Below are 15,002 nucleotides of genomic sequence, written 5' to 3' on the forward strand. Positions count from 1 at the left end.
TCATGAGTCTGTTCGTCGAGTTCCACCTGATCCAGAACTTCGCCCCATCCAACCTCAACCGTGACGACACCGGCGCACCCAAGGATGCCCTGTTCGGCGGTCATCGCCGTGCGCGGGTCAGCAGCCAGTGCTTCAAGCGCGCCATCCGCCTGGCTGCCCAGGAGCATGAGCTGGTCGCTCCGGAGTTTCGCGGTGTGCGTACCAAGAAACTGAAGACACTGTTGCTGGAGCGCCTGGCCGGGCGTGACCCGCTCGAAGCCGAGGGCAAGATCGAAGTGGCGCTGGCTGCTGCCGGCCTCAAGCTCAAGGACGACGGCAAGACCGAATACCTGCTGTTTCTTGGCGAGGCAGAGATCGCCGGCTTCGCCACGCTGATCGAGCAACACTGGGACGAGCTGGCCGGTGCCCCGGTAGGCGGCGAAAAGAAGGGCAAGAAGGAAGCCAAGGCCAGCGCGCCGGCCGAGGTGGTGAAAAAGGCCAAGGCCCTGCTCGATGGCGGCAAGGCAGTGGATGTGGCCTTGTTCGGGCGCATGCTCGCCGATATGCCGGAGGTCAACCAGGACGCCGCCTGCCAGGTGGCCCATGCCATCAGCACGCACCGTGTGGAGCGCGAGTTCGACTACTTCACCGCCGTCGACGACAAGGGCGGGCCGGACGAAACCGGCGCCGGCATGATCGGCCAGGTGGAGTTCAATTCAGCGACGCTGTACCGCTATGCCGTGGTCGATGCCGGCAAGCTGCTCGGCAACCTACAGCAGGATCGCGAGCTGACCCTTTCCGCCCTGGAGGCCTTTACCCAGGCCATGGTGCGCGCTATCCCGACGGGCAAGCAGAACACCTTCGCCGCGCACAACCTGCCGAGCTTCGTCGGCGTCTGCCTGCGCCATGCCGGCCCGCTGAACCTGGCCAACGCCTTCGAGAAGCCCATCGCCGCACATCACGATGCAGCGCTGAGCAGCCTGTCGGTCGGCGAACTGGCCAGGCACGAGGGCAAGCTGGCGGCGGTCTATGCCGATGCCAGTGACCAGTGGGCCTACCTCGATCTGAGCGAGGCCTGGCCGCAGCAGAAGGGGACTCAAGTGCATAACCTGGGCGAACTGGCGAGCTGGGTACGCATGCAGGTCGCTGCGCAACTGGAGGGCTGAGCATGGCCACCCTGTTGCTGCGCTTGCAGGGGCCGATGCAATCCTGGGGCACCACCAGCCGTTTCGATGAGCGCGACACCCAGCTGGAGCCTTCCAAGTCGGGTGTGCTCGGGCTGGTCTGTGCGGCGCTGGGTCGTGATCGGCATGAGCCCGTGGAGGATCTGGCCGCCCTGCGCATGGGCGTACGTGTCGATCACGAAGGTGCGCCGATGCGCGACTACCAGACCGCTACCGGCGTGTTGATCGCCACCGGTAAGTCCGATTTGCGCCGCACCGTGGTCAGCCCGCGCTACTACTTGGCGGACGCGGCCTTTCTGGTCGGCCTGGAGGGCACGGATGACGCCCTGCTGGCGCGTATTTACGCCGCCTTGCGCGCCCCGCACTGGCCGCTGGCGCTGGGGCGCAAGAGCTTTGCACCGGGGCTGCCGGTCTGGCTGCCCGACGGCCTCTCATCCTTGTCGTTGGAAGAGGCGCTGGCTCAGTACCCTCGGCTCTCCGGCGCGCGCCGGGCTGTCTCGCAGTCGACTCTGCGCTGTCTGTTGGAGAACGACCAGGAAGGCGCCATCCGCCTCGATCAGCCCGTCGCACCTTTCGCCGAACGTCGCTTCGGCCCACGTTTCGTGAAATCGGGAGTGCTGCATGTACCTGACCAGACTGACGCTTGACCCGCGCAGCGCTCAGGCGCGGCGTGATTTGGCCGATGCCTACGAGATGCACCGCACCCTGGCACGTGTCTTCGTGACGGATGAGCACAGCGCTCCGGCTCGTTTTCTCTGGCGTTTGGAGGCCGGCAGCAGTGCCTGGGCGACGCCCGTCGTGCTGGTGCAGTCGACCCTGGCAGGCGATTGGTCCGCCTTGCAGGTGCTGCCCAACTACCTGCAGCGCGAGATCGAGAGCAAGCCACTCAAGTTTGAAACATGGGTCGAGGGCGGTGCGCGTTACCGCTTTCGCCTGCAGGCCAACCCGACCGTCACTCGCCAGGGCAAGCGCTACGGCCTGGCAGGTGAGCAGGAGCAACTGGCCTGGTTGAACCGGCAGGGTGAGCGGCATGGCTTTGGTATCGAGGCCGCTCTGGTCACGGCCAGCGATGTGTTGGCAAGCCGCAAGGGCGACAGCTGCATCAGCCTGCAGCGGGTGTGTTTCGAGGGGCGTTTGCAAGTGCGCGAACTGACCGCGTTCAGCCGGGCGTTGTTGCAAGGCATTGGCCCTGGCAAGGCGTTCGGTTGCGGGCTGCTCAGCGTGGCGCGTGGCTGAGTGTGGATTAGACCAAGGAGGGCGCCATGAAAGCCAAACTGCAGGTACTGGAGCAGGACATCAATACCTACACCAGGGACGGTGTGGAGTACATTTGTATCACTGACATCGCCCGCTACAAGAACCCGGATCGTACCGACGACCTGATCCGCAACTGGCTACGCAACCGCAACACCATTGACTTCCTGGGTATCTGGGAGCAGCTCAATAACCCGGATTTTAAATCCGTCGAATTCGACGGGTTTAGAAAGCAGGCCGGGCTTAACAGCTTTACCCTAACGCCCAAGCAGTGGATCGAGCGGACCGGCGCCATCGGCGTGATCTCCAAGGCCGGGCGTTATGGCGGCACCTTCGCCCAGAAGGATATTGCCTTCGAGTTCGCCAGCTGGATTTCGGTGGAGTTCAAGCTCTACCTGATCAAGGAGTTCCAGCGCCTCAAGGCACAGGAGTTCCAGCAGCTGGGCTGGGATATCCGGCGCAACCTGGCCAAGGTCAACTACCTGGTCCATACCGACGCCATTCGCGAAAACCTGATTCCCGATACCTTGAGCGCGCAGCAAATCGGCTTCGTCTATGCCAGCGAAGCCGACCTGTTGAACGTGGCACTGTTCGGCGTCACCGCTCGGCAATGGCGCGATGCCAACCCAGAGCTGAAAGGCAATCTGCGCGACCATGCCAATGTGCATCAGCTGGTTTGCCTGGCCAACCTGGAGTCGATGAATGCACATTTCATCGGCGAAGGGCTGCCCCAGCCCGAACGCCTGCAGAATGATTTGGCCATTCGGCAGATGCGCGTGCTGGTCGAGGCGACGCAGCAGCCGCTGCTCGATGGGGGCGTCTAAACGTGGCGGGTAATCTGCTGCCGCCGCTCAAGCCCTTGCCGATGAAGGACCGGGTATCGATGATCTTCGTCCAGTACGGGCAGATCGACGTGCTGGATGGCGCCTTCGTGGTGATCGACAAGACCGGCGTGCGCATGCACATCCCGGTCGGCTCGGTGGCTTGCATCATGCTCGAACCGGGAACGCGTGTGTCTCATGCCGCCGTGCATCTGGCTTCTACGGTAGGCACCTTGCTGGTATGGGTGGGCGAATCCGGTGTACGCCTGTATGCCAGCGGCCAGCCGGGTGGGGCTCGGGCGGATCGTCTGCTTTATCAGGCCAAACTGGCACTGGACGACGAGTTGCGCTTGAAGGTGGTGCGCAAGATGTACGAGCTGCGTTTCCAGGAGCCGGCGCCGGCGCGCCGGAGCGTCGAACAGTTGCGCGGCATCGAAGGTGCGCGGGTACGCGAAACCTACAAGCTGCTGGCCAAGCAATACGGTGTCGACTGGCGGGCGCGTAACTACGATCGGCAGCAATGGGATGCGGCGGACATTCCCAACCGCTGCCTGTCGGCGGCCACCTCCTGCCTGTATGGCATCGCCGAGGCCGCCGTGCTGGCGGCTGGTTATGCACCTGCGGTGGGCTTCATCCACACCGGCAAGCCGTTGTCCTTCGTCTACGATATCGCCGATCTGTTCAAGTTCGAGACCGTGGTGCCGCTGGCTTTCCGCATCGCCGCGAAGTCACCGCCGCAACCCGAACGGGAAGTGCGCTTGGGGTGCCGTGATCTGTTCCGCTCCAGCAAGATCCTCGCGAAGATCATCCCCACCATCGAAGAGGTGCTGTCCGCCGGCGGCATCTCGCCGCCCGAAGCGCCACCCGAATCCGTACCGCCTGCCATCCCCAACCCTGAAAGCATCGGCGAAGCCGGGCACAGGACGCAGTGATGAGTTTTCTCGTCGTGGTCACCGAAAACGTGCCGCCGCGCCTGCGTGGCCGTATGGCCATCTGGCTGTTGGAAGTGCGCGCGGGCGTCTATATCGGCGATGTCTCCAAGCGCACCCGGGAAATGATCTGGGAGCAACTGAGCGAAGGACACGAGGACGGAAATGTAGTGATGGCTTGGGCGAGCAGTCATGAGTCCGGCTACGAATTCCAAACCCTCGGCCCCAATCGCCGCCTCCCCGTGGAGTTCGATGGCCTGCATCTGGTTGCCTTCCATCCGCTGGAAAATCCCGATCTTTAACAAGGAAAAAAAGCTGGTAGATTTTTAGCGGCCGATTTTTCCCTTGAAGATTAATTGGTTACGCTAAGTGTGTTCCCCGCACCCGCGGGGATGAACCGCGGCTGGCCGTGCCCGTAGCGCCGGGCTCACCGTGTTCCCCGCACCCGCGGGGATGAACCGCATTTCAGCAAGGCCAAGGGCGGCGCACCGGTGTGTTCCCCGCACCCGCGGGGATGAACCGTATTACGGGCACGGCGACGGTCAGCCCCGGCAGTGTTCCCCGCACCCGCGGGGATGAACCGCTTCGACGACTTCGTCCAGGACGCGATCAGGCGTGTTCCCCGCACCCGCGGGGATGAACCGCGCACCGCCAGCAACACCATGGGCGCCCGCTGGTGTTCCCCGCACCCGCGGGGATGAACCGGTGCCGTTCAGGCGCACCTGCGCCTGCAGGCGGTGTTCCCCGCACCCGCGGGGATGAACCGAACGTCACCGTGGACGCCGCGCTGCAACTGTCGTGTTCCCCGCACCCGCGGGGATGAACCGGTTTTACCGGGGTCCACGACAGCACCGCCGATGTGTTCCCCGCACCCGCGGGGATGAACCGCCAGGGAATCGGGCGGTTGAGAAACTGGCTGGGTGTTCCCCGCACCCGCGGGGATGAACCGCGGCTGCTGTTCTTCCTGGTGTCGGGCGTGATGTGTTCCCCGCACCCGCGGGGATGAACCGGCGACAGGGTAGGCAGGCGAAGGTTGGGCACGGTGTTCCCCGCACCCGCGGGGATGAACCGCCACTCGTCTACTTCTCGTAGGTCCTTCGCGTGTGTTCCCCGCACCCGCGGGGATGAACCGCCTCCTGATTGAGACCTTCGTACCAGTTCGGCGTGTTCCCCGCACCCGCGGGGATGAACCGGTCGTGATGGGTGGCTCGATCTATCGCATGGGGTGTTCCCCGCACCCGCGGGGATGAACCGCGCGCCTCGGGGCTGGACTTGGCCTTCTCCAGGTGTTCCCCGCACCCGCGGGGATGAACCGTCCATGATCCAGCTCGAAACGGTGCGCGTCACGTGTTCCCCGCACCCGCGGGGATGAACCGCGTTCGGGTCGTCGCTATGGATCATGAGGTAGGTGTTCCCCGCACCCGCGGGGATGAACCGCACTTGGAGGAGAAGGGCACCTGCCAGTACCTGTGTTCCCCGCACCCGCGGGGATGAACCGCAGATCGCCCAGGCTTTGGGTGCACCACTGAAGTGTTCCCCGCACCCGCGGGGATGAACCGGCGGGCCGCGATGGACTTGCCGATGCATTGGGGTGTTCCCCGCACCCGCGGGGATGAACCGCGGCTTCAGGGCGCGGTCAATAGCGCCGATGGGTGTTCCCCGCACCCGCGGGGATGAACCGGAATCTGACGGGTCCCTACGCTCGTTATAGGAGTGTTCCCCGCACCCGCGGGGATGAACCGGCTGAGGTGGCCGGCGAGGCGCCGAACCTGCAGTGTTCCCCGCACCCGCGGGGATGAACCGCACCCGCTAATGCTTGGGTACGAAACGAAACTGTGTTCCCCGCACCCGCGGGGATGAACCGTCCCAGTCGCCAATGTCCGAGCCCACCTGCAGGTGTTCCCCGCACCCGCGGGGATGAACCCGGGCGGTTCATTCACCTGGACATGGCGCCGGCGTGTTCCCCGCACCCGCGGGGATGAACCGTGGCCGGCGCGCTGCTCGAGGAGTACAGCCCGGTGTTCCCCGCACCCGCGGGGATGAACCGTCACCCTCCACGATGGCCTTGGCCCGCGCGATGTGTTCCCCGCACCCGCGGGGATGAACCGTCACCCTCCACGATGGCCTTGGCCCGCGCGATGTGTTCCCCGCACCCGCGGGGATGAACCGCCAGCGTGTACAAGGTCGATCCAAGGGTCAGCGTGTTCCCCGCACCCGCGGGGATGAACCGTGCTCTGCGGCGAATGCTGGATTGAACTTGGCGTGTTCCCCGCACCCGCGGGGATGAACCGGACAGCCAGGCATGAGCGAGCAGGAGACGAGGGTGTTCCCCGCACCCGCGGGGATGAACCGCGCGAACTGAACCGGGTATGGGGCTGCCCGGTGTGTTCCCCGCACCCGCGGGGATGAACCGCCCGACTACCTCATCACCCTGGCGGCGGACTAGTGTTCCCCGCACCCGCGGGGATGAACCGTGGCCTGGTAACCCTGGCCGCCACCCTCGGTTGTGTTCCCCGCACCCGCGGGGATGAACCGGTGGCTTGCACCTCGGAGGTGTCGATCACAGCGTGTTCCCCGCACCCGCGGGGATGAACCGTGGGGCGGCAGGCTGAGGTCGGGCAGCAGGTCGTGTTCCCCGCACCCGCGGGGATGAACCGCATTGGCGCCTGAACGGGTTCGGTCGGGTTTGGTGTTCCCCGCACCCGCGGGGATGAACCGTATCGTGCGGCGCTTGTTGTCGGCGTAGGCGAGTGTTCCCCGCACCCGCGGGGATGAACCGTTCGCCCTGCGCAGTCGCGCCGCGAAGCGGATGTGTTCCCCGCACCCGCGGGGATGAACCGGCGAGCCGTTCGGCGCCGGCCCGGTTGACGCCGTGTTCCCCGCACCCGCGGGGATGAACCGGACCCCGGCCCAGTGCCGCCGGGCTATGCAACCGTGTTCCCCGCACCCGCGGGGATGAACCGTCGGCGATATCCGTCACCCGCCAGCCCATCCAGTGTTCCCCGCACCCGCGGGGATGAACCGTTCGACGACGTCCGGCGCGATGTTGCCCTGCAGTGTTCCCCGCACCCGCGGGGATGAACCGCCAGGCGAGGCGCTGCATATCGGTGTCGACTTGTGTTCCCCGCACCCGCGGGGATGAACCGATTGCGCGGGATGGCTTCGCTGTGGTCAATCAGTGTTCCCCGCACCCGCGGGGATGAACCGTGGGCGCTGCTGACCAACAGCCAGGACCGCACGTGTTCCCCGCACCCGCGGGGATGAACCGGTCGTCGCACCGAAGTAAGCCCCGAGCGGCGCGTGTTCCCCGCACCCGCGGGGATGAACCGACGGTCAACCGAGCTCGGATTGCCCTGGACGAGTGTTCCCCGCACCCGCGGGGATGAACCGAAATCGACTTCGGCGACGCCGAGTCCGGCGAGGTGTTCCCCGCACCCGCGGGGATGAACCGCCGACGAACAGGCCCGCACTGAGGCCGAGGCTGTGTTCCCCGCACCCGCGGGGATGAACCGATGCTGGACGACAAGATCACGCTCGAGGGGATGTGTTCCCCGCACCCGCGGGGATGAACCGCGTTTCTCGAACGGAGCAGCGGCCATCTCGACTGAGATGATGAACGCTGCACTGAACTGACGTTCGCCCCCGGCTACTCGCCAAGAATGCCCGCGAGCAGCCGGCGATCGATATTGGCGCCGCTGAGGACCACCGCGATGCGCTCGCCCTGGTTGCGCTCGCGTTCCTGCATGGCGCCGGCCAGGGCGGCGGCGCCGGCGCCTTCGGCGGTGTTGTGGGTGTCTTCGTGGAGCGCCCTGATCGCTGCGCGGATGGCCGCGTCCTCGACGCGCAGGATGCGTGCCGCGCCCGTTCGTATGATGTCCAGCGCCTCGGGGGCCGGCATTCGGCAGGCCAGGCCGTCGGCGAAGGTCTCGGCTGTCTCGGTGCAGACGATGCGGCCCTGCTCGAAGCTCTGCGCGTAGGCATCCGCGGCGCTGGACACCACGCCGACGATTTCTGTCTCCAGGCCCAGCAGATCGCGGGTGCGGATCATGCCGCAGATGCCCGAGCCCATGCCGATGGGGACGTAGACCCGGCGCAGCGGCGGTGCGGCTTCGAGCAGTTCCAGCGCATAGGTGGCAACGCCCTGGATCAGGTCCGGGTGCAGGGCGGGGACGAGGTGCCAGCCGCTCTGCGCGGCAAGCTGTGCCGCCCGCTCGCGGGCCGTATCGAAGTCACGGCCGAATTCGATGAGCTGTGCCCCGCAGGCACTCATCGCGGCGTTCTTTTCCGCCGAGTTGCCCTCCGGCACCAGTATCTTCAGCGGCACGCCGGCCTTCTGCGCCGCCATGGCCAGGCTGAGGCCGTGGTTGCCGCGGGTGGCACTGATCATGCCGCGCAGTTGCGGCTCGCGTTCGAGCAGGCGCTGGACGTAGAGCACGCCGCCGCGCACCTTGAAGGCGCCGGCGGGGGTGTGGTTCTCGTGCTTCACCCAGACCTCGCAGCCCAGTCGCCGGGCCAGCAGCGGCCAGCGATGCTGTGGGGTCGGCGGCACGCTCTGGGCGATCAGCCCGGCGGCCTGGCGCAGTGCGGTGAGATCGAACATGGGCGGCTCCTCGGCGGGTTTGACGAAGATCCTAGAGCCGCGCATTGTATGGGTAAATCTTTATATTGCATGGCAGGCAATGTGGCTTCCCAGACTTGTCGATGACGACCAGCCGCTCTATCTGGCGCTGGTGGATGCGATCTCCCGGGCGATCGAGCAGGGCGAGCTGAAGCCCGGCGACCGGCTGCCGCCGCAGCGTCGGCTGGCCTGGGCGCTGGGCCTGAACCCGAGCACCACCATGCAGGCGTATCGCGAGGCGGCGCGCCGGCACCTGGTCGGCGGCGAGGTCGGGCGCGGGACCTATGTACTGGCCAGCAGCCGCGAGGCCAGCCTGTTTCTGCTCAAGCAGGCCGACGCGCAGCCGGTATCGCTCGATCTGTCGACCAACCTGCCGGCGATCGACAGGGAAGATCAGGACCTGCCGCGTAGCCTGTTCGAACTCGGCGCGGCGGCCGATCTCGCCGAGCTGCAGGGGTATGCCTCGGCAGCCGGCATGCAGCGTGGGCGCTTGGCCGTGAGTGCCTGGCTGCGTGGTCGCGGCCTGGAAGTGCCGCCGCGCCAGCTGATGCTCTGCGCCGGTGCGCAGCAGGGGCTGTTCGCTGCGTTGCTGGGGCTGTGCGAACCGGGCGAGCCGATCCTGGTGGAAGCCTTGACCTCGCCCGGCATCAAGGCCGCCGCCCGCCAGCTGCGCTTGCCGTTGCACGGCGTGGCGATGGACGGGCGGGGCATCCTGCCGGACGCGCTCGATCGCCTGGCCCGCGCCACGGCCGCCCGGGTGGCCGTGTTGACGCCCTGCATGCAGAACCCGACGGGCGTCAGCATGGACGCCCAGCGCCGCGAGGCGATCGCCGTGGTGGCGCGCCGGCACGATCTGCTGGTCATCGAGGACGACGTCTACGGTGCGCTCGGCGATGAGGCGCCGCTCGCCGCGCTGCTGGCCGAGCGCAGCGTGCTGGTCGGCAGCCTGTCGAAGACCGTCGCCCCGGGGCTGCGTTTCGGCTTCATTGCAGCGGATGGACGATGGCTGGCGCGTATCGATCCGGAGGCACAGGGCACCGGCTGGGCGCTGTCGCCCTTGTGCCTGCGCATCGCCTGCCAATGGATCGAGGACGGCACCGCCTTGCGGCGGCTGCACTGGCAGCGCCAGGAGGTGGCCCGACGCTGGCGTCTGGCGCGCAAGATGCTTGGGCCACGGGTGCCGGCCTGCGCTTCTCCGCACCTGTGGTTGGCCGCACAGGTGGGCGAAAGCGGATTGTCGGGTATCTGCCGTTCGGCCGGCATCGAGGCGGCGGCTGCGCAGGCCTTCGCCGTCGGGCCCGGCGCGCCGGATGCGGTGCGCCTGAGCCTGACCGCGGCGCCCGGGCTGGTCGCGCTGAAGGGCGCCCTGCAGGCGCTGGCCGACCGGCTTGCCGCAGGGCAACAGGCAAATGCCTGCGCGGCGCTATCGCTGTCGCCGCCGAGCAGGCAAGATGTTTCCAACGACTGAACAAGGAAATCCAGCATGAACCCAGCCGGTGATACTTTTCGCATTGCCACCAGCGCCGAAGCAGCCGTGGACTACCTTGCCGAGCTCCACCAGCGCGCCACTGCGGCGCTCGAGCGGGCGCTCAAGCGCTACGTCGCCAGCCGCACCGAGCCGAGTGCCGACGAACGCAGCCTGTTCCGCTATCCACAGCTGCGCCTGACCTACGAATGCCATGGCGAGGTGCCGGCTTCCACCCGTGCCTATGCCAAGGTCCAGGCGCCGGGCGTGTACAGCGTCACCGTGACCCATCCGGCGGCGTTTCGCACCTACCTGCTCGACCAGCTGCGGCCGCTGATGCAGGACTTCAACGTCAAGGTCGAAGTCGGCATGAGCGAGCGCAACATCCCCTATCCCTACGTCATCGAGCAGGGCGACGAGCTGGCCGGCAGCGGTGTGACCGCGGCCGAGCTGGCGCGGGTGTTCCCCAGTACCGACCTGTCCGCCGCCAGCGACGACATCGCCGATGGCCTGTACGACTGGGAACACGCCGATCCCTATCCGCTGGCGCTGTTCGATGCCGCGCGCGTGGATTTTTCCCTGCGCCGCCTGGTGCACTACACCGGTAGCGACTGGCGCCACGTGCAGCCGTGGATCCTGCTGACCAACTATCACCGCTACGTCGACCAGTTCATCCGCCACGGCCTCGACCAGCTGCGCGAGGACACCCGTTTCGTGCGCATGGTGCTGCCGGGCAACGTGGTGATCGAGCGCGGCACGGAGGAGGGCGAGGCCCAGGCGATCATCGGCAGCATGATGTGGCATCGCTACCAGATGCCGGCCTACCACCTGATCGCCGAGGATGGCCACGGCATCACCCTGGTCAACATCGGCGTCGGTCCGTCCAACGCGAAGAACATCACCGACCACCTCGCCGTGCTGCGCCCGCACTGCTGGCTGATGATCGGCCACTGCGGCGGGCTGCGGCAGTCGCAGTCGATCGGCGACTACGTGCTGGCCCACGCCTACATGCGCCGCGACGGCATCCTCGATCGCGTGCTGCCGCCGCATATCCCGCTGCCGGCCCTGGCCGAGGTGCAGCAGGCGCTGCAGGAGTCGGCCGCGCAGGTTACCGGCGAGCAGGGCGAAGCGCTGAAGAAGCGCCTGCGCACCGGCACCGTGCTGACCTACGACGACCGCAACTGGGAGTTGCGCTGGGCGCAGGAGCGGCCGCTGATCAACCTCTCGCGGGCGGTGGCGGTGGACATGGAAAGCGGCACCATCGCCGCCCAGGGCTACCGCCTGCGGGTGCCCTACGGGACGCTGCTGTGCGTGTCGGACAAGCCGCTGCACAGCGAGATCAAGCTGCCGGGCTCGGCCAATGCCTTCTACGAGCGGGCGGTGTCGCAACACCTGAAGATCGGCATCACCGCGCTGGATCTCTTGCGCAACCAGCTCAACTCGCTGCACTCGCGCAAGCTGCGCAGCTTCGACGAGCCGCCGTTCCGCTGATCCGCCCCGCCGCGGCCAGCGCATCCGCGGGAATGGACGATACTCAAGTCGTTCACTCCCGCTTTCCATACCGGAGATTCACATGGAACAGTCGATCCACGCCTTCCACAACCTGTTCGAGCAACTGGGCCTGCCCAACGACGACGCTTCGATCAAGCGTTTCATCGAGACCCATTCGCCCCTGCCGGAAGGCATGTACCTGGCCGACGCGCCATTCTGGAGTCCGGCCCAGGCGGCCTTCTTGCGTGACGAGATTCTCGAGGATGCCGATTGGGCCGAAGTGGTCGACCGGCTCAGCCTGGCATTGCGCCAGGGCGGGACGGCGGTGTAGCGCATACGATGCTACGCCGCCGTTGCCTGACTCTCAGGCCGCCAGCAGCCAGGCGCCGGTGAGCGCCGCGCCGGCGCCGGCGATGCGCACCAGCGGCGCGGCGGCCTGCGGCAGGTAACGCACCAGCGCATAGCCGGCGGCATGCAGGGCAGCGGTGGCGGCGACGAAGCCGGCGGCATAGCCCCAGGGACTGGACAGCTCCGGCAGTTCCAGGCCGTGGGCGACGCCATGGCCGAGGGCGAACAGCGCGGTCAGCGCCGCCGCGATCGCCAGCGGCGGGCGTACCGCCAGCGCCACCAGCAGCCCCAGGGCCAGCACCGAGCCGGCGATGCCGGTTTCCATCAGCGGCATCTCGAGGCCGGCGAAGCCGAACAGGCCGCCGAGCAGCATGGTCGCGACGAAGGTCAGCGGCAGCGCCCAGCGCGCCTTGCCCTGCTGTTGCGCGGCCCAGAGCCCGACCGCGAGCATCGCCAGCAGGTGGTCGAGGCCGAATACCGGGTGGGCGATGCCGGACAGCAGGCCGGCATGGTCATGGCCGGCATGGGCGAAGGCCAGGGCCGGGCTGAGCAGCAGTGCGCAGGCGAAGGCGAGTTTTCTGTGCAGATTCATGCGGTGTTCCTCTGGTTTGGCATGGCGGTCGCGAATCGTCGAAGGCCATTCGCGCCGGTCGGATTTGTGGTGTGCCGTTGCAGGCGCCGGGTCCTTGCTGGCGCCGGCCTGCGCGTCTTTCGCGAGCAGGCTCGTTCCTGCAGGCCTGATTCCGCTCAGGCGGCGTTGAGCATTCCCTGTTTCTCGATGAAGGCGATGATCTCGTCGAGGCCCTGGCCGACCTTCTGGTTGCTGAACACGAAGGGCTTGTCGCCGCGCATCTTGCGCGCGTCGCGCTCCATCACTTCCAGCGAGGCGCCGACCATGGGCGCCAGGTCGATCTTGTTGATCACCAGCAGGTCGGACTTGCAGATGCCCGGGCCGCCCTTGCGCGGCAGCTTGTCGCCGGCGGAGACGTCGATCACGTAGAGGGTCAGGTCGGAGAGTTCCGGGCTGAAGGTGGCCGAGAGGTTGTCACCGCCGGACTCGACGATAATCAGGTCGAGGCCGGGGAAGCGACGGTTGAGCTGCTCCACCGCCTCGAGATTGATCGAGGCGTCCTCGCGGATCGCCGTGTGCGGGCAGCCGCCGGTTTCCACGCCGATGATGCGCTCGGGCGCCAGGGCCTCGTTGCGCACCAGGAACTGGGCGTCCTCCTGGGTGTAGATGTCGTTGGTCACCACGGCGAGGTTGTAGCGCTCGCGCAGCGCCTGGCACAGCGCCAGGGTCAGGGCGGTCTTGCCGGAGCCGACCGGCCCGCCGATGCCGACGCGCAGGGGTTGGGTGGTCATGGTTGGTTTCCTCTTGACGAAAGCGGATAGTCGGGCACAGGCCCGGCGTAGATGGCTGCATCGCTCGAGCGTGGGGGCGCGCTGGCTGGTGAACGGGGTTGGCGCCGGGCCGGGCGATGGGCAGTCCTGTAGGAGCAGGCCATGCCTGCGAACGAAACCCGTACACCGCGTGGCCGTCTTTCGCGGGCATGGCACGCTCCTGCGGAGGCCATGCACCAGCGTATGCCTGCAGGCGACGTGCACGACCCCATGGCGAGGCTGGAAAAGGCCCTCACGATCTGAACAACCGGCTGTACTGCCGCTCGTGCGCCATGCTGGTCAGCGCCAGCCCGAACGGCGTGCTGCCCCAGGTTTCTTCCGGCAGCCCGCTGGCCTCCCGCTGCGCCTGGTCGAGGATCGGCAGCAGTTGCGAGGTCAGCCGCTGCGCGGCCTGCTGGCCCAGCGGCAGGGTCTTCATCAGTACCGCCAACTGGTTCTCCAGCCAGCCCCAGAGCCAGGCGGCCAGCGCCTCGGCGGGGGCGATGTGCCAGGCGCGGGCAGCCAGCGCCCAGGCCAGGGCCAGGCCGGGCTCGCCGGCCTCGGCCAGGCAGCGGCGCGCCTCGGCATCGAGTTCCGGCAGGCCGTCGAGCAGCAGGGCCAGCGAATAGCCCATCTGCCGGCTTTCCAGTTGCAATTCGCGGGTTTCGCGGCTGGCGCGGTGCTCGGCGGCCAGCCGCAGCAGGCGCGGCCAGTCGCCTTGCGCCGCGGCTTGGCAATGGGCCAGCAGCAGCGGCGCCTCGAAGCGGGCCAGGTTGAGCAGCAGCTGGTCCTGCAGCCAGCGCCGGGCGCTGTCCGGGTCGGCTACGAGACCGCTCTCGACCGCCATCTCCAGGCCCTGGGAATAGCTGTAGCCGCCGATGGGCAGTTGCGGGCTGGCCAGCCGGAGCAATGCCCAGGACGATGGGATGCCGCTGGCGGTCACGGGCGCACGCCGAACTGGTGCAGGCGCGGCGCGTAGCTGAATTCCGCCTCGCCGGCGTGGGAATGATGATGGCCGCCGCCATAGGCGCCATGCTCGGGCTGGAACGGCGCCTCGATGTGTTCGACCCGGGCGCCCAGCTGCAGCAGCATGTCCTCGAGTACGTAGTCGTCGAGCAGGCGCAGCCAGCCATCGCCGAGCTGCAGGGCGACGTGGCGGTTGCCCAGGTGGTAGGCGGCGCGGGTCAGTTCGAAGGCGCTGGCACAGGTGACGTGCAGCAGTTGCTCGGGGCGGGCGCGTACCCGCACCACGCGACCGTCGCCGGCGAGCAGGCATTCGCCGTCGTGCAGCGGCGGCTGGCCGCGTTCGAGAAACAGGCCGACTTCCTCGCCATCGCGGCTGAAGCAGCGCAGGCGGCTCTTGCTGCGGGCGTCGTAGCTCAGTTCGAGTTCGGCCTGCCAGTCTGGGCGGGCCTCGATGCGTTGGCGAATCACCAGCATTGCGGAGTTCCGGTCGGGATGTTTCCGGATTCCGAGCAAGGTGCTTGCCAACCCTCGGCAGCCGCGCGCATCCCGCCGCTGCCTGGCGCAGGC

14 protein-coding genes and 1 CRISPR repeat array are annotated in these 15,002 nt (G+C 67.4%); of the genes, 9 read left to right on the forward strand and 5 right to left on the reverse strand.

From position 1 onward, the window contains the following. Positions 1-2 precede the first annotated feature (2 nt). The 6 genes from cas7e to cas2e are packed head-to-tail and all read left to right on the forward strand — an operon-like array spanning position 3 to position 4,469. Positions 3-1,145, forward strand: a complete 1,143-nt coding sequence (gene cas7e / locus CXK94_RS13170; protein WP_102894675.1) for a type I-E CRISPR-associated protein Cas7/Cse4/CasC — start codon at positions 3-5, stop codon at positions 1,143-1,145. Positions 1,146-1,147: 2 nt separating this feature from the next. After that, complete coding sequence (gene cas5e / locus CXK94_RS13175; RefSeq protein ID WP_102894676.1) at positions 1,148-1,810, forward strand: type I-E CRISPR-associated protein Cas5/CasD; 663 nt, start codon at positions 1,148-1,150, stop codon at positions 1,808-1,810. Then, entirely contained in the window at positions 1,785-2,399 is a 615-nt protein-coding gene (gene cas6e / locus CXK94_RS13180; RefSeq protein ID WP_102894677.1) for a type I-E CRISPR-associated protein Cas6/Cse3/CasE, read from the forward strand. Before cas5e ends, cas6e begins: the two co-directional genes overlap by 26 nt. 26 nt (positions 2,400-2,425) lie before the next feature. Beyond that, positions 2,426-3,241, forward strand: a complete 816-nt coding sequence (locus CXK94_RS13185) for a KilA-N domain-containing protein (protein ID WP_102894678.1) — start codon at positions 2,426-2,428, stop codon at positions 3,239-3,241. Between the two features lie 41 nt (positions 3,242-3,282). Next, entirely contained in the window at positions 3,283-4,170 is an 888-nt protein-coding gene (gene cas1e / locus CXK94_RS13190) for a type I-E CRISPR-associated endonuclease Cas1e (protein ID WP_102894852.1), read from the forward strand. Next, a complete protein-coding gene (gene cas2e, locus CXK94_RS13195) occupies positions 4,170-4,469 on the forward strand; it encodes a type I-E CRISPR-associated endoribonuclease Cas2e (RefSeq protein WP_102894679.1) in 300 nt (99 codons plus the stop codon). The genes cas1e and cas2e overlap by 1 nt, the downstream gene beginning before the upstream one ends. A gap of 69 nt (positions 4,470-4,538) precedes the next feature. Then, a CRISPR array of direct repeats spans positions 4,539-7,740; the repeat unit is 29 nt; unit sequence GTGTTCCCCGCACCCGCGGGGATGAACCG. Positions 7,741-7,813: 73 nt separating this feature from the next. Here the strand turns inward: cas2e and CXK94_RS13200 are convergent. Beyond that, a complete protein-coding gene (locus tag CXK94_RS13200; RefSeq protein WP_102894680.1) occupies positions 7,814-8,767 on the reverse strand; it encodes a threonine dehydratase in 954 nt (317 codons plus the stop codon). A 79-nt stretch (positions 8,768-8,846) separates the two neighbouring features. Between CXK94_RS13200 and CXK94_RS13205 the strand changes: the two genes are divergently transcribed. The 3 genes from CXK94_RS13205 to CXK94_RS13215 all read left to right on the forward strand — a co-directional run bounded on the left by CXK94_RS13205 (position 8,847) and on the right by CXK94_RS13215 (position 12,072). Next, the gene (locus CXK94_RS13205) at positions 8,847-10,253 is read left to right on the forward strand and encodes a PLP-dependent aminotransferase family protein (RefSeq protein ID WP_102894681.1); all 1,407 of its coding nucleotides are present in this window, start codon (positions 8,847-8,849) and stop codon (positions 10,251-10,253) included. A gap of 15 nt (positions 10,254-10,268) precedes the next feature. Beyond that, a complete protein-coding gene (gene amn, locus CXK94_RS13210) occupies positions 10,269-11,741 on the forward strand; it encodes an AMP nucleosidase (protein ID WP_102894682.1) in 1,473 nt (490 codons plus the stop codon). Between the two features lie 82 nt (positions 11,742-11,823). Beyond that, positions 11,824-12,072 carry a DUF2789 domain-containing protein gene (locus CXK94_RS13215; RefSeq protein WP_102894683.1) on the forward strand — a complete coding sequence of 83 codons (249 nt, stop codon included), beginning with the start codon at positions 11,824-11,826 and terminating at the stop codon, positions 12,070-12,072. Between the two features lie 33 nt (positions 12,073-12,105). Here CXK94_RS13215 and CXK94_RS13220 read toward each other — a convergent pair whose 3' ends face one another. The 4 genes from CXK94_RS13220 to ureE form a co-directional block, all read right to left on the reverse strand. After that, complete coding sequence (locus CXK94_RS13220; RefSeq protein ID WP_102894684.1) at positions 12,106-12,681, reverse strand: HupE/UreJ family protein; 576 nt, start codon at positions 12,679-12,681, stop codon at positions 12,106-12,108. Positions 12,682-12,836: 155 nt separating this feature from the next. Beyond that, complete coding sequence (gene ureG, locus CXK94_RS13225; protein ID WP_037045356.1) at positions 12,837-13,451, reverse strand: urease accessory protein UreG; 615 nt, start codon at positions 13,449-13,451, stop codon at positions 12,837-12,839. A 271-nt stretch (positions 13,452-13,722) separates the two neighbouring features. Beyond that, a complete protein-coding gene (locus CXK94_RS13230) occupies positions 13,723-14,397 on the reverse strand; it encodes an urease accessory protein UreF (protein WP_102894853.1) in 675 nt (224 codons plus the stop codon). Between the two features lie 11 nt (positions 14,398-14,408). Further along, complete coding sequence (gene ureE / locus CXK94_RS13235; RefSeq protein WP_102894685.1) at positions 14,409-14,909, reverse strand: urease accessory protein UreE; 501 nt, start codon at positions 14,907-14,909, stop codon at positions 14,409-14,411. Between the last annotated feature and the right edge of the window lie 93 nt (positions 14,910-15,002).

The organism is Stutzerimonas stutzeri, assembly GCF_002890915.1.
Classification (GTDB): domain Bacteria; phylum Pseudomonadota; class Gammaproteobacteria; order Pseudomonadales; family Pseudomonadaceae; genus Stutzerimonas; species Stutzerimonas stutzeri_AF.